The following is an 18,722-nucleotide window of genomic DNA, read 5'->3' as shown; positions in this document are numbered from 1 at the left end:
GTGTCCGGCTATTCCACAAGCGGCCTTTACCCCCAAGCCACCAGCCTTGTAGTGTTGGCCTCAACCATAACGCCGCCAACCCAAAGCGTTGTTAGCCCCGGCGGCCTGCGTCATTACCCTGTAGGTAACACCCATGGAAATCCGCCATTTCCGCTATTTCCTCTGCGTCGCCCGCCACGGTCATTTCACCCGTGCCGCCGAGCAACTGGGGATCGCCCCGCCCACTCTCAGCCGCCAGATCCAGGACATGGAGCGCGAACTGGGCGTACGCCTGTTCGAGCGCAGCCAGCGCGAGGTCAACCTGACCGCCGCCGGCCAGGCATTGTTGATCGAGGCGGAGCACGCCGTGCGTCAGTTCGATGCGGCGCAACTGGGCGCACAAAAGGCCGCCCGTGGCGAAAGCGGGCGTATCGAACTGGGCTACGTGGCTTCGGCCGCCTACTCGGGCATGCTCCAGCAGCAAGTCAGCCGCTACAGCGAAACCTGCCCTGGCGTGCGCCTGAATATCCGTGAACTGCCCATGGCCGAACTGCCCGGCATGGTCCGCGACGGCTTGCTCGACCTTGCCTACGTGCGCTCACCGATGGAGCTGCCTGACGAACTGGAAGCCATCGCCTTGCACCAGGAAGGTTTCGTCCTCGCCCTGCCCGCCAGCTCGCGTATCAACGAAATGCCGCAGATCCCGGCCTCGCGCCTGGCCAACGAATCCTTCATCCTGCCCGAGCAAATTTCCGGCACGCTGGAAGTGGCCGCGCAAGGTGGTTTCGTCCCCAGGCTTGGCCCACAACCCGGCAGCCTGGTGGCAGTGATTACCTTGGTATCACTGGGGCAAGGCGTTGCCGTCGTCCCGGAATCGGTGGTGCAGCGCATCAACCTGCCACAGGTGAATTACCGGCGGGTCGTCGATTGCCAAGCTAGCTCGTGGCTAAGCCTGGTTCACCGGCGCTTCGAGAAAGCGCCGGCGGTGATGAGGTACATCGAGATGATGACGGCCTGACCGTCGCCCTGAAAAACAAAGGGCACCCATCCTCGGGTGCCCTTCGCCCTACCGCCAGGTGAACTGAATCACCCCATCGACCGCGCCCCCACAGGTTGCACATGGCCGCGCGAGGTAACGATCCCCAGGAAGGAAATCACGATCGCCAGGCCCAACGTAGAACTTACCTCTACCCGGTGCTCGGGCGTGTACATCATCACCGCCAAGGCCCCGGCAATGAAGATGATCACCGCCCAGGTCAGGTACGGGAACAGCCACATGCGGAACTTCAGCTCGGTGTTCTCCCGCTCCAGGCGGCGGCGCATGCGCAGCTGCGAGATGGCGATGACCATGTACACCAGCAGGGCGATGGCCCCAGAGCTGGCCAGCAGGAACTCGAACACCCCCTTTGGCGCGAAGTAGTTGAGAACGGCGATAGCTGCACCGATCAGGGTACTGCCAAACACGGCAGCGCGCGGTACGCCAACCTTGGAGGTCTTGTTGAGGAAGGCCGGGGCGTCACCGCGCTTGGCCAGGGAATACATCATCCGCGAAGCAATGTAGATCGACGAGTTCATGCAACTGGTCACTGCCACCAGCACCACCAGGTCGACCATGAACGCTGCGTTGGGAATGTTCATGATTTCCAGCGCACGCTGGTATGAGCCCACCACTGCCAACTGCGGATCGTTCCACGGTACCACCGAGATGATCACGAAGATCGACAGGATGTAGAAGGTGCTGATACGCCAGATCACCGAGCGGGTGGCTTTGGCGATGTTGCGCGACGGGTCGCTGGACTCGGACGCGGCGATGGTCACTGCCTCGGTGCCGATGAAGCTGAACATCACGGTGATGAACGCACCCACCACCGCCGACCAACCTTTCGGAGCGAAGCCGCCATATTCAGCCATCAGCCCGCTCAGGCCGCTGACCTCGCGGTTAGGCAACCAGCCCATCAACGCTGCAAAGCCCAGGCCGATGAAACCCAGAATCGCCGTAACCTTGAGGATGGCGAACCAGAACTCGAACTCACCGTATTTGGCCACGCTGAACAGGTTGGTGCAGGCCAGCAGCAGCACCGAAGCCAGCGCGAAGATCCAGCTGTCCACCTGCGGGAACCAGGCATTCAACACGTGCCCGGCAGCCAGCGCTTCGATAGGGATCACCAGTACCCAGAACCACCAGTACAGCCAGCCAATGGTGTAACCAGCCCAGCGGCCGATGGCCTGGTCGGCGTAGGTGGAAAATGACCCGGTATCAGGGTGTGCCACGGCCATTTCGCCGAGCATGCGCATGACCAGTACCACCAGGGTTCCGGCCACGAAATAAGAAACTATGGTAGCTGGCCCGGCCGCCGCGATGGCGTGGCCAGAGCCTACGAAAAGTCCGGCGCCGATGATGCCGGCGATGGACAGCATCGTTACATGACGAGGCTTGAAACCTTGTGCAAGGTTGCCATCAGATCCCACGGTGCTCATTGATGTTGTTCTCTTTTTGCTGACACAAGGATGGACGGGCAGGTGTAGGCGAAAATATCTCCTTTCAAATCAGTAAGTCGACAGGTTGCTCGCGCGCTGTTGTTGATCTTTGGCGCGCATCACAGAGCAACATGTCCGTGCGGTTCGGGCTTCATTTAAGCCTTGCAGGGCTGCGGGAAATTACACGAGAACGCCCCGGAACTGTTCGATCACGACAGGGCAGTTCCATTACCGCCAGATGTCGCGAATGGCATGCCCGATCGCGCCACCTCGCCATCTGGAGCTTTTGTTTTTCATCTGGATGTGGGTTGCCAGTGCCGGCCCAGGCGATTTCAGCTACTCACAAAAAAGCCCCGGTCACCCGGGGCTGTCTTTGCACTGCGGGCCTGTAACCGCCTCAACGCACCAGGCAAGGCCGCTTGTGATCGAAGCGCCAGCCCGGGATCAGAAACTGCATCGCCACGCTGTCATCCCGCGCCCCCAGCCCCATGTTGCGGTAGCACTCATGGGCCTTGGCCAACTGGTCCTCATCCAGCTCCACCCCCAGCCCCGGCCGGGCCGGGACCCGCACATGCCCGTCGACAATGCGCAGCGGCTCACGGGTCAGGCGCTGGCCGTCCTGCCAGATCCAGTGGGTGTCGATTGCGGTGATCTCGCCCGGCGCCGCCGCCGCCACCTGGGTGAACATCGCCAGCGAAATGTCGAAGTGGTTGTTCGAATGCGAACCCCAGGTCAGCCCCCAGTCATTGCACATCTGCGCTACCCGCACCGAGCCCTGCATGGTCCAGAAGTGCGGATCGGCCAGCGGAATATCCACTGCCTGCGACTGAATCGCATGGCCCATCTGCCGCCAGTCGGTGGCAATCATGTTGGTGGCGGTGGGCAGGCCGGTGGCACGGCGGAACTCGGCCATCACCTCACGGCCCGAGTAACCGTTCTCGGCGCCGCAGGGGTCTTCGGCATAGGCCAGTACGTGATGCTTGTCGCGACACAGGGCAATGGCCTCTTTCAGTGACCAGGCGCCGTTAGGGTCCAGGGTGATACGCGCTTCGGGGAAGCGCTCGGCCAGCGCCGTCACTGCTTCCATCTCCTCTTCGCCACGCAGCACACCGCCCTTGAGCTTGAAGTCGCTGAAGCCATAGCGCTGCTCGGCCGCTTCGGCCAGACGCACCACCGCTTCCGGGGTCAAGGCCTTCTCGTGGCGCACGCGGAACCAGTCGTCATCGGCATCGGCCTCATTGCGGTAGGCCAGGTCGGTGTGTTGACGGTCGCCGATGTAGAACAGGTAACCCAGCATCTTCACCGCATCGCGCTGCTGCCCCTCGCCCAGCAAGGCCGCCATAGGCACGTTGAGGTGCTGGCCAAGCAGGTCGAGCAGTGCCGACTCGATGGCCGTTACCGCATGTACGGTAATGCGCAGGTCAAACGTCTGCAGGCCGCGACCAGCCGAGTCACGGCTGGCAAAGGTCTGGCGCATGGCATTGAGCACGCGCTGGTAGTGGCCGATCGGCTGGCCGAGCACCAGGTTGCGGGCGTCTTCCAGGGTCTGGCGAATGTTTTCACCGCCAGGCACCTCGCCCAGCCCGGTATTGCCAGCGCTGTCGCGCAGCACTACCACGTTGCGGGTGAAATACGGGCCATGGGCGCCACTGAGGTTCAGCAGCATGCTGTCATGGCCGGCCACGGGAATAACGCGCAGGTCGGTGACCACCGGAGTGCTGGTATGAACGGCGGGATTGGTCTGCATAGTCATGATTGTTGTCTCGCAGTCATCAGTGGGTATGGCCTAGGGCCGAGGGGGCCTTGAGGTCATCGGTAGGGGCGCCCTTGGGGCGAGTGCGTACAAAGAAGATGGCAATGGCCGCCAGCACCGAGGTCACGGCCAGGCCGTACAGCCCACCCTGGATCGAACCGGTCTGCTGCTCCAGCAGGCCGAAGGTGGTGGGGGCAACAAAGCCGCCGAGGTTGCCGACCGAGTTGATCAGGGCGATCACTGCCGCCGCGATGCGGGCATCCAGGTAACCCTGCGGGATCGGCCAGAACAGTGACGATGCCGACTTGAACCCGATGGCCGCGAAGCACACGGCGACAAAGGCGAACACCGGCCCACCGGTGGTGGACATGAACATGCCGATGGCGGCGACCAACAGGGCACCGGCTACCCAGGCCTGCTGGAACTTCCAGCGCGCAGAACCAGCGGCAAAGGCGTACATGGCCAGGATCGAGATCAGCCACGGGATCGAGTTGAAAAAGCCGACCTGCAGGTCGCTGAGGTCACCCATGCGCTTGATGATGCTAGGCAGCCAGAAGGTGGCAGCGTAGATGGTCAACTGAATGCAGAAGTAGATCACGCAGAACAGCACGATCTGGCGATCCTTGAGCAGGGTCCAGGCCGATGCCTTGACTGTACCAACGGCTTCACGCTCACGTTGCTCACGGTCGATGGCGGCCACTAGCGCGTCCTGCTCGGCCTGGCTCAACCACTTGGCATCTTGCGGCTTGGAATCCAGCCAGAAAAACACGAAGAAGCACAGTGCAACCGAGGCCATGCCTTCGATGAACAGCATCCACTGCCAGCCATGCATACCCAGGCCCTGAATCTGCATCAACGCCCCGGCCAGCGGCCCGGAAATCAGCGAAGCCAGCGCCGAACCGCTGAGGAAGATGGCAATCGCCTTGCCGCGCTCGGCGCCTGGCAGCCAGCGGGTGAAGTAGTAGATCACCCCAGGGAAGAATCCCGCCTCGGCAACCCCCAGCAGAAAGCGCAGCACGTAAAACTGGGTTTCGTTTTGCACAAAGGCCATGGCCGTGGCTACCAAGCCCCAGGTGAACATGATGCGGGTCAGCCAAAGCCGCGCCCCCACCTTTTGCAGCAACATGTTCGAAGGCACTTCGAACAACGCATAACCAATGAAGAACAAGCCGGCGCCAAAGCCATAGGCCGCAGCGCTGATGCCCAGGTCGCTTTCCAGGTGCGGGCGGATGAAACCGATATTGACGCGGTCGAGGTAGTTGACGATGAACATGATGACAAACAGCGGCAGGACATGACGCTTGACCTTGGCCACGGCACTGGCCAAGGCGTCACTGTCGTGCCGGGCAGACGGAGTGAGGGTGTCGTTCACTTGCAAATCTCCCACTAATTGTTTTTGTGCGGGTCTGGGTTGTCTGACATGGCAGTGGGGATGAGCATATGCGTGGCGATGTTGTACGACAAGATCAACAATGTCGGTAAAACAGCAAAATACAAGCTGTCATAATGTAAACATGCTGCGATCTTTCAAAAACAGCGAAGCTAAACAGCAGTCTGAAGGCACAAAAAATCGGCAAAAAATAATTTGATGGTTTAACTTGTCGTACAAGTTAAGCGCGAAACGGATCACAGCATGGAACCCGAAAACGCCCGCAAGCACGGCCACAGCCGCGCCCATGACCTTGTCTCCAGCCTGACCCAACAGATTTTGCTGGGCACCTTCAAGCCGGGCGACAAGCTGCCTTCAGAGAACACGCTGGTGCGCGAGCACGGGGTCAGTCGCACGGTGGTGCGTGAGGCCTTGTCCAAGTTGCAGGCCTCCGGGCTGGTGGAGCCGCGCCACGGCATCGGTACCTTCGTGATGGCGCGCCAGGCCCAGGCCGGGCTGCGTATGGCAGCGGAAAGCGCGGCGAATGTGCGTGACCTGCTGGAACTGCGTATTGGCCTGGAAGGCCAAGCCGCCGCCCTGGCTGCGCTGCGCCGTGACGAGGGGCACCTGGTGCGCATGCGCCAGGCGCTGGATGACTATCAGGACCTGGCAGCCGCCGGCGACAGCTGTATCGAGGCCGACCGACGCTTCCACCTGCTGATTGCCGAGGCTACCGGCAACCTGTACTTCACCGAGATGCTGCTGCAATTGGGCAACAGCCTGATCCCGCGCAACCGCATAGCCCTGGCCGAACGCGGGGGGGCGAAGCTGGCGCGGCAGGCGTATCTGGCCAACCTGGAGCATGAGGCAATCCTCAATGCCATCCGCCGGCAAGACCCGGACGCAGCGCGGGCGGCGGTCTGCCTGCACTTGTCCAACAGCCGCGACCGGATGCTGCCGGACTAGGGCCGCTGCGCAGCCCTTCGCGGGCACGCCCGCTCCCACAGGTACCGCGTATGGGCATTTACCAGGTCAGGCAGATCTTGCCGAAATGCCGGTTGCTTTCCTGGTAGCGAAACGCTTCGACGATCTGCTCCAGTTCGAAGTGCTTGTCCACCACCGGCCGCAGGCCGTTGGCATCGATCGCCCGCACCATCGCCTGCTGCTGGGCGCGGCTGCCCACCAGCACACCTTGCAGACGAATCTGCCGCACCAGCGCCTGCACCAGCGGCAGCTGACCGGCCACGCCGGTAAGGATGCCAATCAGCGACACATGCCCACCGATGCGCGCGGCAATCATCGACTGCTCCAGCGTCGCCGGGCCGCCCACTTCGATCACATGGTCGACACCGCGGTTGCCGGTGAGCGCGCGCACCTTCTCACCCCAAGCCGGGGTGCTCTTGTAATTGATCAGGTGGTCGGCGCCCAGGGCCTTCAGGCGCTCCAGCTTGGCGTCGCTGGACGACGTGGCGATCACGGTGGCGCCAGCCAGCTTGGCGAACTGCAGGGCGAGGATCGACACACCACCGGTGCCTTGCACCAGTACCGTGTCGCCAGGTTTGAGGTGGTCGTCGCTCATCAGCGCACGCCAGGCGGTGAGGCCTGCGGTGGTCAGGGTAGCCGCTTCAGCGTGGCTGAAGCCCTTGGGGGCCAGGGTGAACGCGGTGGCACGGGCAGTGACCTGCTCACGGGCATAACCATCGAGACCGTCGCCGGGTACCCTGCCAAAGCCTTCGACGTTGGCCTGGCCGTCGAGCCAGTCGGGGAAGAAGGTGCTGACCACATCGTCGCCCACCTGGAACTCGCTGACACCTTCGCCCACCGCAACCACTTCACCAGCGCCATCGGCCATGGGGATACGCCGCTCGCTCGGGCCCCACATGCCGCTGACCACGGCAAAGTCGTGATAGTTGAGGGAGCTGGCGTGCAGGCGCACGGTGATTTCGCCGGCCTTGGGGGCAGCGGCCTCGCTTGTGCCGACCTCGACCTTGTCGTAGCCGCCGCCGGGTTGTACGTAGATGGCCTTGCTGGTCATGGGTGGGTCTCCGTATCAGAGGAAAGAATGGGGTTCAGCATAGACAGGTTCGGCCCTTTCGCGGGCACGCCCGCTCCCACAGGGGCACCACAGCCCTGAGACTTGCGCAATACCTGTGGGAGCGGGCTTGCCCCGCGAAGCAGGCGACGCGATGGATGGCCCCGGCTGCGCCGGGGTTCGCGGGACAAGCCCGCTCCCACAAAGTCATTGCTAAATCAGTAAATCAGTTGGGCTGCGCTGTCGCGCAGGGAGCAAGTGCCATTGTGGGAGCGGGCATGCCCGCGAAGAGGCCCGCATTGCCAACACAAAATCAGCCCAGCATCACCTTCAGTGCCCGGCAATCGGCCGCATGCCAGTCCGCCAGCTCCGGCCATGGGTTATCCGGCAGGTTCACCAGCACCGTGCGCGCACCCGCTGCACGACCGCAGTCCAGGTCAAACCGGTAATCCCCCACCATCACCAGCTCGCTCGGCGCCACGCCCCAGGCACCGGCAATTTTCAGCAGCCCATCCGGGCTTGGCTTGGGCGCCGCTTCGTCACGCCCAAGAATGTGCTCCACCGGGAAGCAGTCTGCCAAGCCGATGGCCTCCAGCGTCACATGCGCCAGCTCGCGGGCATTGCGGGTCAGGATGCCCAGCCGGCACCCGCGCCCGGCCAACTCGCGCACCAGCTCCACCGCCCCGGTGGCCGCCGTGGAGGCTACCGCCAGGTCGCGTTCGTGCTCCAGCAACCAGGCATGCTTGGCCGCCGCTTCGTCTGCCGGCAACGCCGCCAGGTGGGTGAGGATGTCGTGCTCGGCCGGTATCTCCAACGCCACGCGAATGGCGTCGAAATCATGCACGGCCACGGTCAGGGTACCGTCCATGTCGAACACCCAGTGACGCACCTCGCCCAGGCTCATGCCCAGTCCTTGCGATGGCGAATCAGGCCTTCCTGGCTCGACGATGCCACCAGTTGCCCGGCCTGGTTGAAGATGCTGCCGCGGCAGAAACCGCGGGAGTTCCCGGCCCAGGGGCTGTCTGTTGCGTACAGCAGCCACTCATCGGCGCGCAGGTTGCCATGGAACCACAGCGAATGGTCGAGGCTGGCGATTTGCATGTCGCGCTGCCACACCGACTTGCCATGCGGCAGCAACGCCGTGGTCAGCAGGCCGAAGTCCGAGGCATAGGCCAGCAGGTACTTGTGCAGGGCGGGTACGTCGGGCAGGTTGCCGTCGGCGCGAAACCAGGCGTACTTCACCGGGTCGCCGGGCTTGGGGTTGAACGGGTCGCGCTCGGTGACCGGGCGGATCTCGATTGGCTTGGCGCACAGCACTTTGTCGCGAATACGCTCGGGCAACTGGTCGGCCATGGCGCGGGCCAGCTCCACCTCGGTGGGCAGGTTTTCCGGGCCGACCACGTCAGGCATTTGCGCCTGGTGCCCGAAACCTTCCTCGTCGTACTGGAACGACGCGCTGCAGGTGAAGATGGTCTGGCCCTTCTGGATCGCCGTCACCCGTCGGGTACTGAAGCTGCCGCCATCGCGCACGCGGTCCACCGAGTACACCACCGGCAGGCTGGCATCGCCCGGGCGCAGGAAGTAGCCGTGCAACGAATGCACATGGCGGGCGTCCTCGACTGTCTGGCTGGCCGCCGACAACGATTGGCCCAGCACCTGCCCACCGTACAACTGACGGAAGCCCAGGTCCTGGCTGCGTCCACGGAACAGGTTCTCCTCGATGGATTCGAGGCTCAACAGGTCGACCAGGTCGTCCAACACATGACTCATTGGGGGTTCTCCTCGCAAGGCAACACGTCTCTACAGCGCTCGTTATGAAGGCAAATGATACAGGGTTTGTCATTCTTACCGGGCATGGCCGTGCGTTCAGGCGCGCAGGGTGCGCTCCCAAAGCGCGCGGTCGATGCGGTACAGCACATGCGGGCGCAACGGGTGCCCCACGGGCAGGCGGGGGTGTTCGAAGCTGCCGTTCAGGTCCTGCTGCATGCCGATGGCCTGCATCACCTTCTGCGACGGCAAGTTGCTCTCGCTAGTGAACGACACCACCTCTTCCAGGCGCAATTGGGCGAAAGCACAACGCAGGCAGGTCCACGCCGCCTCGCTGGCAAAGCCCAGGCCCCAGTGGCGACGTGCCAGGCGCCAGCCGATCTCCACCGCCGGGGCAAAAGGCGCGTCGAAGTTGACATTGAGCAACCCGGTCATGCCGATGAATGCGCCACTGTCCTTGCGCTCCAAGGCCCACAGGCCAAAGCCGTACTCATTGAAATGCCCGCGTACCCGGCCGATCAACGCTGCCGCCTCAACACGCGTCAGCGGCGCCGGAAAATAGCGCATCACCTGTGGGTCGGCGCACAGCGCGGCGAACTCGCGCAAGTCATCGTCATGCCATTGACGCAGCACCAGCCGTGCGCTTTCCAGTTCAAGAATGGGGGTCATCGTGCCTGCTCCGGTTTACCGCCTTGCAGTTTACAGCGTAGGCGCGGGCGCGGGGTTCACCCAGCCGGCAGCCGCCAAATGCAATTTTCACACGCCCTTCACCGGTCCCCGACAGGCCACTTGGCAGGATGCTGCCATCCACCTCCGCGCCAACCGCGGCACCGCCAACGGAGCAACACATGCTATCGAGCAACACCCTGGGACACCCTGCCATTCACGCCCGGCGCAAGCGGCGCCTGTCACGCAAAGCCCTCGGTGCCGCCCTTGGGCTTTGCATGGTCGTGGCGGCGGTGACCACCTGGCTGGCGACGAGGACGCATATCGTGGACCTTGGTAACGAGCAACAACTGAGTGACAGCGGCCTGCTGCAGGACTGGGCCGACGGCGCAGTGATCGTGATGATCCGCCACGCCGAACGCTGCGACAGCGCCCCCGGCCCCTGCCTGGGCGACCCCACCGGCATCACTGTGGCCGGCAGCCAGGCCGCCGGACGCGTTGGCCAAGGGTTGCACCAACTGGGCCTTGACAACGCCGATATGCTTAGCAGCCCGAAACTGCGCACCCGGCAAACCGCGCATTTCATCCTCGGCCAGGCGGTGGCCAGCGAGAACTGGCTGGAAGGCTGTGACAACCAGTTCGCCAGTGAAGCACTGTCACGCAAGCGCCCCGGCCACAACCTGGTGCTGGTGACCCACAATGGCTGCATCGACCATTTCGCCCGCCAGCAGAACGTTGCGGGTGGCGAGCGCGAGAGTGGCTATGCCAGTGCCCTGTTCGTGTCGGTGGATGGCAATGGCAAGGCACGCATCCTCGGGCGACTGAACGAACCCGACTGGCAACGCGTATTGGCCAGCACAGGAAAATAGCCCTCAAACGTAAACGCGATCCCTGTGGGAGCGGCCCAATCGCGACACAAGGCCGCTCCCACAAAAGGGCCAGTACCGGCGAAAAAAACAGGTACTCCCATTGCAGTCACCCGTCATGGCAAGATCAGCACTGGCCCTGATTGCGACCCCACCCATGCCGTTGCCGCTGATCTACCACGAAGACTACAGCCCGGAGTTCCCCGCCGAACACCGCTTCCCGATGGACAAGTTCCGCCTGCTGCATGACCACCTGGTGGACAGCGGGCTGACCACCGACCAGGCATTGCTGCGCCCGGACATCTGCCCCAACGACATCCTCGCCCTGGCCCACGACCGTGGCTATATCGAGCGTTACATGAACGGCGACCTGTCCCGCGAGGACCAGCGTCGCCTCGGCCTGCCCTGGAGCGAAGCCCTGGCCCGGCGCACGGTGCGGGCTGTGGGTGGCTCGCTGCTGACCGCCGAGATGGCGCTGCAACATGGCATCGCCTGCCACCTCGCCGGTGGCACCCACCATGCCCATTACGACCACCCCGCCGGCTTCTGCATCTTCAACGACCTGGCCGTGATCAGCCGCTACCTGCTGGAGGCTGGCCGGGTACACCGGGTACTGATCTTCGATTGCGATGTGCACCAGGGTGACGGCACCGCGCGCATCCTGCACGACACCCCCGAGGCCATCACCGTGTCGTTGCATTGCGAACAGAACTTCCCGGCCCGCAAGGCGCAGAGCGACTGGGACATTCCCCTGCCCCGTGGCATGGGCGATGCGGCCTACCTGAAGGTGGTGGACGACACCCTTAACTACCTGCTGCCGCTCTATCAACCCGACCTGGTGCTGTATGACGCCGGCGTCGATGTGCACAAGGACGACGCCCTTGGCTACCTGCAACTGACTGACGCCGGCCTGGCCGCCCGTGACGAAGCGGTGCTGCGCCATTGTCTGGGCCGTGACATCCCGGTGGTTGGCGTGATCGGCGGCGGCTACAGCAAGGACCGCGAAGCGTTGGCCAGGCGCCATGGCATCCTTCACCACAGCGCGGCACGCGTCATCGGTTGTTCACAGTGACTGTGGAACCGCTTGTGGATAACCTGCGAGAAAGGCGCTGTAGCCCTTTGTACGCAAGGCCTGCAGAACTATGATCATTTTTTGACCAGTGCTTCCATGGGCAGAGCTGCGCTAGAATGCGCATCTTTTCCACAGCCTGCTGCCCACCATGTCCGATCTGAACCCCGCCTCCCCTCCTCTCGCCGTCGTTATTGGTGGTGGCCCCGCCGGCCTGATGGCTGCCGAAGCACTGGCCCAGGCAGGCCTGGCGGTCGAGGTGTTCGACGCCATGCCTTCGGTGGGGCGCAAGTTCCTGCTGGCGGGTGTTGGCGGGATGAACATCACCCACTCCGAGCCGTACCCGGCGTTCGTTTCACGCTATGCCGGGCGCCAGGGCGAAGTCGAGGCGCTGCTGCGCGGCTTCGACGCCGAAGCCTTGCGCCAGTGGATTCACAGCCTGGGCATCGAAACCTTCGTCGGCACCTCGGGGCGGGTGTTCCCCACCGACATGAAAGCCGCCCCCCTGCTGCGCGCCTGGCTCAAGCGGCTGCGCGACTGCGGGGTAGTTATCCACACCCGCCACCGTTGGTTGGGCTGGAATGCCGACGGTGCCTTGCGGATCGCTTATCCACAGGGCGAGCGCGCGGTGCAGGCTGCAGTCGTGGTACTGGCGCTGGGTGGCGGCAGTTGGGCGCGATTGGGTTCGGATGGCGCCTGGCAGCCATTACTGGCTGAACGGGCTGTGGATATCTCGCCTTTGCAGCCCAGCAACTGCGGGTTTGAGGTGGATGGCTGGAGCGCATTGTTGAAGGAGAAATTCGCGGGCGCACCGCTGAAGAACATTGCCCTCAGCGTCCCCGGCAGCGCGCCGCGCAAAGGCGAGTTCATCCTCACCGCGCAGGGTGTTGAAGGCAGCCTGGTGTATGCCTGGTCGGCACCGGTGCGCGAAGCCATCAACCGCGAAGGCCGAGGGGTACTGCTGCTCGACCTGCTGCCAGACAAGCCTGTGGACAAAATTGCCCAGGCACTGGCCAAGCCACGCGGTTCGCGCTCCATGGCCAAGCATCTGCACAGCCAGCTGGGCATTGATGGCGTCAAGGCGGCGCTGCTGCGCGAGCTGACCGATCAGGCGACCTTTGCCGACCCATTGGCGCTGGCCCAGGCGATCAAGGCCTTGCCGATCACATTGGTGCGTACGCGGCCACTGGATGAAGCAATCAGCAGTGCCGGCGGGGTACGCTTCGAGGGGCTGGATGAGGGGTTGATGGTCAAAAGCATGCCGGGGGTGTTCTGTGCCGGCGAGATGCTGGACTGGGAGGCGCCGACCGGGGGGTACCTGCTGACGGCTTGCTTTGCCAGCGGGTTGCGTGCCGGGCGGGCGGCGGCGGAGTGGGTTACGCGGGTTTCCTGACAAATTTTGGGGCCGCAAAGCGGCCCCATCAATCTCAAGGCTTACGCTTACGCGGCCCACCATTGAAGCTCGGCACCTTGCGCACCGCCTTCACTGCCGGCTCCGGCTCCCCACTGTCCATCCAACGCCCCAGCCCGCGCTTGGCGCTGTTCTCTTTCGGCTTTTTGGGTTTCTTCGGCTTCTTGATCACCTGGCCACTGGCGTCGGTCATCGGCACCCGGTGATCAGGGATGAAATCCGGTTCTTCATGGCGTGGCAGGGTCTGCCGGGTAAGCACTTCGATAGCCCCCAGCAACTGCACTTCATCCGCGCACACCAGCGAAATCGCCTCGCCCTTGTTACCCGCCCGCCCGGTACGCCCGATGCGGTGCACGTAATCCTCGGCGACGATCGGCAGGTCGAGGTTGACCACCAGCGGCAGGTCGTCGATATCCAGGCCACGGGCCGCCACGTCGGTCGCCACCAGTACCTGAATCTCGCGGGCCTTGAAGCTGTCCAGCGCCCGCTGGCGGGTGGCCTGCGGGCGGTCACCGTGGATGCCGTCGGCGTTTACGCCTTCGGCCAGCAAGCGCGACACCAACTGGTCGACACCGTTACGGGTCTTGGCAAACACCAGCACCTGGCTCCAGCGCTGTTTGCGCAGCAGGTGACAGAACAGGTCTTCCTTGCGCTTTTTGTCCACAGGCACCAGCCACTGTTTGACGCTGGTTGCAGTGGCGTTGCGCGGGCTCACTTCGATACTGAGCGGGTCATTCAACGCCAGCCCCGCCAGTACGCGAATCTGGTCAGAGAACGTGGCAGAAAACAACAGCGTCTGGCGCTTGCGCGGCAGCGCGGCGTACACCGATTGCAGTTCTTCGGCAAAGCCCAGGTCGAGCATGCGGTCAGCTTCGTCCAGCACCAGCGTCTGCACCTGGTTGAACTTCACCGCATTCTGCCGGAACAGGTCGAGCAAGCGGCCCGGGGTGGCCACCAACAGGTCGACGCCACGGCGCAGGCGCATCATCTGGGGGTTGATGCTGACGCCGCCGTACACCGCGTAAGTGCTCAGGGGCAGGTTCTCGGCATACTCGCGCACGTTGTTGTGCACCTGCTCGGCCAGCTCACGGGTAGGCACCAGCACCAGCGCGCGGATCGAGTTGCTGGCCACCTTCTCGCCCTCCAGCGCCAGGCGCTGCAGCACGGGCAGGGCAAAGCCTGCGGTCTTGCCGGTGCCGGTCTGGGCCGCGGCCATCAGGTCGCGGCCGGCCAGCACGGCGGGGATGGCCTTGGCCTGCACCGGGGTCGGGGTGGTGTAGTCCAGCTGCTGCAGCGTGCGCAGCAGGGGTTCGATCAGGCCGAGTTTGGCGAAATTCATGGCAATACCGTCAGGGGGTTCAGCGAAGGCGGCAAGTTTACCGCATCACCCCGGCCTACTTGCAGATTTCGCCTTCCAACGGCTGCGCAGGCGCAGGTGCCTTGCGCCACTGTGGCAGGCCGATCAGCACCACCGCACCGATAATCACCGCCATGGCCACGCACTCCTCGGCGCCAATCTGTTCGCCGGCAAAGACAATGCCCAGCAGCACGGCAACCGCCGGGTTAACGTAGGCATAGCTGGTGGCCGCCGCCGGGCGTACGTGCTTGAGCAGGTACATGTAGGCACTGAACGCCAGGATCGAGCCGAAGAACACCAGGTAGGCCAACGCCCCCCAGCCGGCCGCAGTCGGCATCTGCGTCATACGCTCGCCAGACAGCACGCTGCCCAGCAACAGCGCCGCGCCACCCACCAGCATTTCTGCAGCGCTGGCCATCGGCCCTTGGGGCAACGGCAAGGTCTTGCTCCACACCGAACCGAACGCCCACGACGCCGCCGCGAAAACAATCAGCGCCGCACCCATCGGGCTTGCCTGCAGGTTGGAGCCCAGGTTAAGCAGGCCGATACCTACCAGCCCCAGGGCGATCCCGGCCCACTCCAATCTCGAGTTGCGGTGCCCGAACAACAGGCCGAACAGCAAGGTGAACAAGGGAACTGTGGCCACTGCCAGCGCCGCCACGCCCGATGCCACCCCTGCATGCTCGGCCACGGTCACGCCGCCGTTGCCACAGCTAAGCAGCAGAAAACCGATTGCCCCTGCCGCCCGCCACTGCGCCCAGGTCGGCGCCGGCGCACCACGCCAGCGCAGAAAACCGTACAGCAGACCACCCGCAATCAGGAAGCGCACCCCGGCCATGAGCATCGGCGGCCAACTCTCCACACCAATGCGAATGAACAGGTAGGTAGAGCCCCAGACCAGGTACAAGGCCAGGAAAGCACCGATGAGCAACAACGGGAAGCGACGGGAGGCAGGCATGGGAAAACTCGAAATCCGTTTACGGGTCATTCAGTCTAACGGCCTGCCTGGGTCAAGGTACGTTACAGAACGGGCGCAAATGAGCGGCACAATTGTGGTGCGTCCGGTTTAGGGGCAGTGTTGCCTAACGGTATTTGGCCAGCGCTTCGCGCATTTTCGCAGCCGGGGTCTTCTGCAAACGGCAAAGCAGGTCGTGCGAGAGTTGCTGTACACCATGGGCCTGGCGCAATTCGCCTACCAAATGTTGCAGCAGGTTGGCGGCCATCTCGGCATCGGCCATGGCCCTGTGCGCGGTACCGGTATCCGGAAGGCCGGCCCAGCGGGTCAAAGTGCCCAGCTTGTGGTTCGGTGCCATCGGCAGCAGGCGCCGGGACAGCAGCAGGGAGCAGGCGAAAGACTGGCTACGGCTACGGCCAATGCGGCTCAGCTCGTAGTCCCAGAACTTCTGGTCGAAGGCAGCGTTGTGCGCCAGCAACGGGGTGACCCCGACGAACTCGGCGACTTCGTTCATTACCTTGTCCACCGGCGGCGCGCTGCGCACCATGGCGGTGGTAATGCCAGTCAGCCCGGCGACGAAGGCTGGCACCGGTACACCGGCGTTCATCAGGCTCTGGTAGCGCTCGACAATGCGCCCGCCCTCCAGCATCACCACCGCCACTTCGGTAGCGCGGCAGCCGGCGCCAGGGCTGATGCCGGTAGTTTCAAAGTCGATTACAGCAATACGTTCCATCAAAGGGCCTCAATGTTTGAGCAATAGCTTACCCTCGATGGGCACATAGCGGGTGGCCGCACGGATCAACGACAAGGCGGTAAGCCCAGGCACGCCATACACCACGGCCTCTGTACCGTGGCGCTGGATCACCCGTTCCAGCAACAGGTCGAAGTCACCATCGCCAGAGGCCAGCACCACCTGGTCGACCCGGCTGGCCGCGTCGATCACATCCAGGGTAATACCCACATCCCAGTCCCCTTTGGCCGAACCATCGCTGCGCTGGATGAAGGGTTTGAGGCGGACATCGAAACCAAGGTTGCGCAAAATCTGCTGGAACTGCTGTTGCTTGCTGTCGCCACGGTCGATGGCATACGCCACCGCTTCGACAATCTGGCCTTCACGGCTGACGTCAGCCCACAACGCGGTGTAGTTGAAATGGCAGCCGTGCGCCTGGCGCACGGTGTAGTAGAGGTTCTGCACATCGGCGAACAGCGCGATCTTTTTCACCTGGGAACCTCATGTCTGGCCTGGGATACCGGGGGCTGCTGCGCAGCCCTTCGCGGGCACGCCCGCTCCCACAGGTGTCGTACATGTCACTGTGGGAGCGGGCGTGCCCGCGAAGGGGCGCCAAGCGCCCCCAGAATTGCCAGCAGTATGCCAGACCTGTCAGACGTACGAATCGTCGTCCGAGAAGAACTCGCCATCGTCACTGCCGTAATCGGTGTCGGCATAACCGCCCTGGTCGCTGCCCCAACCACCGTTGTCAGCCACCTGCTGCTGCCCGCCCTGGTCGTTCCAGCCGCCGCTGTCACTGGCCGGTGCTGGCTCTTCCTTGATCACCTCGACCACCTCTTCCGGCTGCGAGTTATGGTTGAACAGGCTGCTGATGCCCTGCGCCAGCAACACACCACCGGCCACACCGGCTGCGGTCTGCATGGCCCCACCGAGGAAGCTGCTGGCACCGCCGCGCGCCGGCGCGGCGCCAAAGCCAGGCTGCTGCGGCTGAGGCTGAGGCTGGGAGAAACCTGGGGACGACGGCTCGCGCCAGCCACCGCCGGATGCTGCAGGCGGCGCCGAAGGGCGCTGAGGCTGCACAGCCGGGGCCGCACTGCGCCCGCCCGAGCCAAAGATGCTGGACAAGAAGCCACCGCCGCCGTTGCCTGGTGCGCTGTTACCGGCTTGTGCGGCCTCGGCCTGGGCGCGGGCCTGCTTCAGCTCGGCCTCCAGTTGCTTGTTCTGCTCGTCGAGGCGTTTGATTGCCGCCTCCTGCACCAGAATTGCCTGTGCCATGTAGTAAGGCGCCGCCGGCTGCTGACGCAGGTGTTGCTCGATGCACGCCTGGGCCTGCGCGTCACGCGGCTGGTTCGGGTCTTCGGCTTGCTTGATGCGGCCGAACAGGCCGTCGATCAGGGTTTGTTCTTCAGTGTTCATGGGGCGACCTCGTGGGGTAGCGTGACAACGGACAGCGTCAAAGATGGGGTGTAGCGGCACAGGATTCAATCACCGGCGCCGTGAAACTTTTTTCAGCAAGTGACAGCCCCACGCCTGCTTTGGGCTAAAGTTATGCCCCTGTTTTTACTGCCATGCGATGTTGACTGATGAATCCGCTGAGCGTTCTGCGCGACTCCCTGTACTTCTTCCGCCGCCACCTGCCGAACATTCTCCAGCTGTGCCTGCCGTTGGTGGTGCTGGAAGCCTTGCTCACCCAGCTGCTGTACCGGCAGATGGGCGACCAGGCATCGCCGGCCTACGGCATGCTGGTCAGCCTGCTGTTCTACCCGCTGTACAGTGCGGCACTGATTCTTTACCTGCACACCCGCAGCAACGGCCAGGACATCGGCAAGCGCGACCTGTTCGCCCGCGCCTTGCAACTATGGCCACAACTGGCCCTGCTGATCCTGATCAGCTCGCTGCTGATCATGGCCGGCCTTGCGCTGTTCATCTTCCCGGGCGTGTGGATCATGATCAACCTGGTGTTCGCCGAGTACCTGCTGGTGCTGCGCGGCCTGCCGGTGGTGCAGTCGATGCGCGAAAGCGCCCGCATGACTACCGGGCACTTCATGCGCATCATGATCTGCGTGCTGGCAGTGCTGGCACCGATCTGGCTGATCGACGGGCTGCTGCTGATGGCGTTCCCCGAGCCATCGCCCGGCATGGAGCTGGCCATGGACAGCCTCAGCGGCTTCCTGCAGCTGTTCAGCACTGTGGTGCTGTACCGCCTGTTCATGCTGCTGGAAGGTGAAGCCGACTGACCACCAGCCCGGCTACGGTCACGTCCCCCTGGGCTTGGCCCGTGCTGTAGCCT

18 protein-coding genes are annotated in these 18,722 nt (G+C 63.7%); 6 read left to right on the top strand and 12 right to left on the bottom strand.

Annotated features, from left to right (window positions below; translation table 11 throughout):
* Positions 1-133 precede the first annotated feature (133 nt).
* On the top strand, positions 134-997 hold the full coding sequence (locus J3A71_RS03470; protein ID WP_060518531.1) for a LysR family transcriptional regulator: 864 nt from the start codon (positions 134-136) through the stop codon (positions 995-997).
* 68 nt (positions 998-1,065) lie between these two features.
* Here J3A71_RS03470 and J3A71_RS03465 read toward each other — a convergent pair whose 3' ends face one another.
* The 3 genes from J3A71_RS03465 to J3A71_RS03455 all read right to left on the bottom strand — a co-directional run bounded on the left by J3A71_RS03465 (position 1,066) and on the right by J3A71_RS03455 (position 5,582).
* Entirely contained in the window at positions 1,066-2,457 is a 1,392-nt protein-coding gene (locus J3A71_RS03465; protein WP_016489310.1) for an amino acid permease, read from the bottom strand.
* Between the two features lie 397 nt (positions 2,458-2,854).
* On the bottom strand, positions 2,855-4,210 hold the full coding sequence (gudD, locus tag J3A71_RS03460) for a glucarate dehydratase (RefSeq protein WP_070086784.1): 1,356 nt from the start codon (positions 4,208-4,210) through the stop codon (positions 2,855-2,857).
* Between the two features lie 19 nt (positions 4,211-4,229).
* Positions 4,230-5,582 (bottom strand): MFS transporter, encoded by a 1,353-nt coding sequence (locus J3A71_RS03455; RefSeq protein ID WP_016489312.1) that lies wholly within the window; start codon positions 5,580-5,582, stop codon positions 4,230-4,232.
* 261 nt (positions 5,583-5,843) lie between these two features.
* Here J3A71_RS03455 and J3A71_RS03450 point away from each other — a divergent pair, with 261 nt between their 5' ends.
* Complete coding sequence (locus J3A71_RS03450) at positions 5,844-6,545, top strand: FadR/GntR family transcriptional regulator (protein ID WP_096426817.1); 702 nt, start codon at positions 5,844-5,846, stop codon at positions 6,543-6,545.
* A 58-nt stretch (positions 6,546-6,603) separates the two neighbouring features.
* Here the strand turns inward: J3A71_RS03450 and J3A71_RS03445 are convergent, their stop codons facing one another.
* The 4 genes from J3A71_RS03445 to J3A71_RS03430 form a co-directional block, all read right to left on the bottom strand.
* Positions 6,604-7,614 (bottom strand): NAD(P)-dependent alcohol dehydrogenase, encoded by a 1,011-nt coding sequence (locus J3A71_RS03445; RefSeq protein ID WP_209953634.1) that lies wholly within the window; start codon positions 7,612-7,614, stop codon positions 6,604-6,606.
* Between the two features lie 310 nt (positions 7,615-7,924).
* Positions 7,925-8,515: an HAD family hydrolase gene (locus J3A71_RS03440; protein WP_016489315.1), complete on the bottom strand. Its 591-nt coding sequence runs from the start codon at positions 8,513-8,515 to the stop codon at positions 7,925-7,927.
* On the bottom strand, positions 8,512-9,381 hold the full coding sequence (tesB, locus tag J3A71_RS03435; protein ID WP_016489316.1) for an acyl-CoA thioesterase II: 870 nt from the start codon (positions 9,379-9,381) through the stop codon (positions 8,512-8,514). Before tesB ends, J3A71_RS03440 begins: the two co-directional genes overlap by 4 nt.
* 96 nt (positions 9,382-9,477) lie before the next feature.
* Positions 9,478-10,047 carry a GNAT family N-acetyltransferase gene (locus J3A71_RS03430; protein ID WP_023048884.1) on the bottom strand — a complete coding sequence of 190 codons (570 nt, stop codon included), beginning with the start codon at positions 10,045-10,047 and terminating at the stop codon, positions 9,478-9,480.
* Between the two features lie 179 nt (positions 10,048-10,226).
* Between J3A71_RS03430 and J3A71_RS03425 the strand changes: the two genes are divergently transcribed.
* From J3A71_RS03425 to J3A71_RS03415, 3 genes are all read left to right on the top strand, one after another.
* On the top strand, positions 10,227-10,913 hold the full coding sequence (locus J3A71_RS03425; RefSeq protein WP_016489318.1) for a histidine phosphatase family protein: 687 nt from the start codon (positions 10,227-10,229) through the stop codon (positions 10,911-10,913).
* A gap of 154 nt (positions 10,914-11,067) precedes the next feature.
* Positions 11,068-11,982 carry a histone deacetylase gene (locus J3A71_RS03420; protein WP_016489319.1) on the top strand — a complete coding sequence of 305 codons (915 nt, stop codon included), beginning with the start codon at positions 11,068-11,070 and terminating at the stop codon, positions 11,980-11,982.
* Positions 11,983-12,130: 148 nt separating this feature from the next.
* A complete protein-coding gene (locus J3A71_RS03415) occupies positions 12,131-13,372 on the top strand; it encodes a TIGR03862 family flavoprotein (RefSeq protein ID WP_016489320.1) in 1,242 nt (413 codons plus the stop codon).
* A 34-nt stretch (positions 13,373-13,406) separates the two neighbouring features.
* Here the strand turns inward: J3A71_RS03415 and J3A71_RS03410 are convergent, their stop codons facing one another.
* The 5 genes from J3A71_RS03410 to J3A71_RS03390 form a co-directional block, all read right to left on the bottom strand.
* Positions 13,407-14,729 carry a DEAD/DEAH box helicase gene (locus J3A71_RS03410; RefSeq protein WP_060518539.1) on the bottom strand — a complete coding sequence of 441 codons (1,323 nt, stop codon included), beginning with the start codon at positions 14,727-14,729 and terminating at the stop codon, positions 13,407-13,409.
* 55 nt (positions 14,730-14,784) lie between these two features.
* Entirely contained in the window at positions 14,785-15,705 is a 921-nt protein-coding gene (yedA, locus tag J3A71_RS03405; protein WP_023048887.1) for a drug/metabolite exporter YedA, read from the bottom strand.
* A gap of 124 nt (positions 15,706-15,829) precedes the next feature.
* A complete protein-coding gene (locus J3A71_RS03400) occupies positions 15,830-16,435 on the bottom strand; it encodes a 3'-5' exonuclease (RefSeq protein ID WP_096426818.1) in 606 nt (201 codons plus the stop codon).
* A gap of 9 nt (positions 16,436-16,444) precedes the next feature.
* Positions 16,445-16,924: an NYN domain-containing protein gene (locus J3A71_RS03395; RefSeq protein ID WP_016489324.1), complete on the bottom strand. Its 480-nt coding sequence runs from the start codon at positions 16,922-16,924 to the stop codon at positions 16,445-16,447.
* 159 nt (positions 16,925-17,083) lie between these two features.
* Positions 17,084-17,848, bottom strand: a complete 765-nt coding sequence (locus J3A71_RS03390; protein ID WP_096426819.1) for a DUF2076 domain-containing protein — start codon at positions 17,846-17,848, stop codon at positions 17,084-17,086.
* A gap of 167 nt (positions 17,849-18,015) precedes the next feature.
* Here J3A71_RS03390 and J3A71_RS03385 point away from each other — a divergent pair, with 167 nt between their 5' ends.
* A complete protein-coding gene (locus J3A71_RS03385) occupies positions 18,016-18,669 on the top strand; it encodes a YciC family protein (protein ID WP_023048888.1) in 654 nt (217 codons plus the stop codon).
* Positions 18,670-18,722: the final 53 nt, after the last annotated feature.

Origin of the sequence: Pseudomonas sp. PvP089 (assembly GCF_017875165.1) — a bacterium.
Taxonomy (GTDB): Bacteria; Pseudomonadota; Gammaproteobacteria; order Pseudomonadales; family Pseudomonadaceae; genus Aquipseudomonas; species Aquipseudomonas fortuita.
Note: the sequence above shows the minus strand (reverse complement) of the source record. Positions and strands in the feature narration are given on the sequence as shown.

Excerpts from the sequence above, each read along its gene's own strand:
- J3A71_RS03430 (WP_023048884.1), bottom strand. The coding sequence starts at position 10,047 with ATGACCCCCATTCTTGAACTGGAAAGCGCACGGCTGGTGCTGCGTCAA.
- J3A71_RS03420 (WP_016489319.1), top strand. The coding sequence starts at position 11,068 with ATGCCGTTGCCGCTGATCTACCACGAAGACTACAGCCCGGAGTTCCCC.
- J3A71_RS03410 (WP_060518539.1), bottom strand. The coding sequence starts at position 14,729 with ATGAATTTCGCCAAACTCGGCCTGATCGAACCCCTGCTGCGCACGCTG.
- tesB (WP_016489316.1), bottom strand. The coding sequence starts at position 9,381 with ATGAGTCATGTGTTGGACGACCTGGTCGACCTGTTGAGCCTCGAATCC.
- J3A71_RS03465 (WP_016489310.1), bottom strand. The coding sequence starts at position 2,457 with ATGAGCACCGTGGGATCTGATGGCAACCTTGCACAAGGTTTCAAGCCT.
- J3A71_RS03425 (WP_016489318.1), top strand. The coding sequence starts at position 10,227 with ATGCTATCGAGCAACACCCTGGGACACCCTGCCATTCACGCCCGGCGC.
- J3A71_RS03415 (WP_016489320.1), top strand. The coding sequence starts at position 12,131 with ATGTCCGATCTGAACCCCGCCTCCCCTCCTCTCGCCGTCGTTATTGGT.
- J3A71_RS03390 (WP_096426819.1), bottom strand. The coding sequence starts at position 17,848 with ATGAACACTGAAGAACAAACCCTGATCGACGGCCTGTTCGGCCGCATC.
- J3A71_RS03400 (WP_096426818.1), bottom strand. The coding sequence starts at position 16,435 with ATGGAACGTATTGCTGTAATCGACTTTGAAACTACCGGCATCAGCCCT.
- J3A71_RS03445 (WP_209953634.1), bottom strand. The coding sequence starts at position 7,614 with ATGACCAGCAAGGCCATCTACGTACAACCCGGCGGCGGCTACGACAAG.
- J3A71_RS03450 (WP_096426817.1), top strand. The coding sequence starts at position 5,844 with ATGGAACCCGAAAACGCCCGCAAGCACGGCCACAGCCGCGCCCATGAC.
- J3A71_RS03440 (WP_016489315.1), bottom strand. The coding sequence starts at position 8,515 with ATGAGCCTGGGCGAGGTGCGTCACTGGGTGTTCGACATGGACGGTACC.
- J3A71_RS03470 (WP_060518531.1), top strand. The coding sequence starts at position 134 with ATGGAAATCCGCCATTTCCGCTATTTCCTCTGCGTCGCCCGCCACGGT.
- J3A71_RS03385 (WP_023048888.1), top strand. The coding sequence starts at position 18,016 with ATGAATCCGCTGAGCGTTCTGCGCGACTCCCTGTACTTCTTCCGCCGC.
- yedA (WP_023048887.1), bottom strand. The coding sequence starts at position 15,705 with ATGCCTGCCTCCCGTCGCTTCCCGTTGTTGCTCATCGGTGCTTTCCTG.
- gudD (WP_070086784.1), bottom strand. The coding sequence starts at position 4,210 with ATGACTATGCAGACCAATCCCGCCGTTCATACCAGCACTCCGGTGGTC.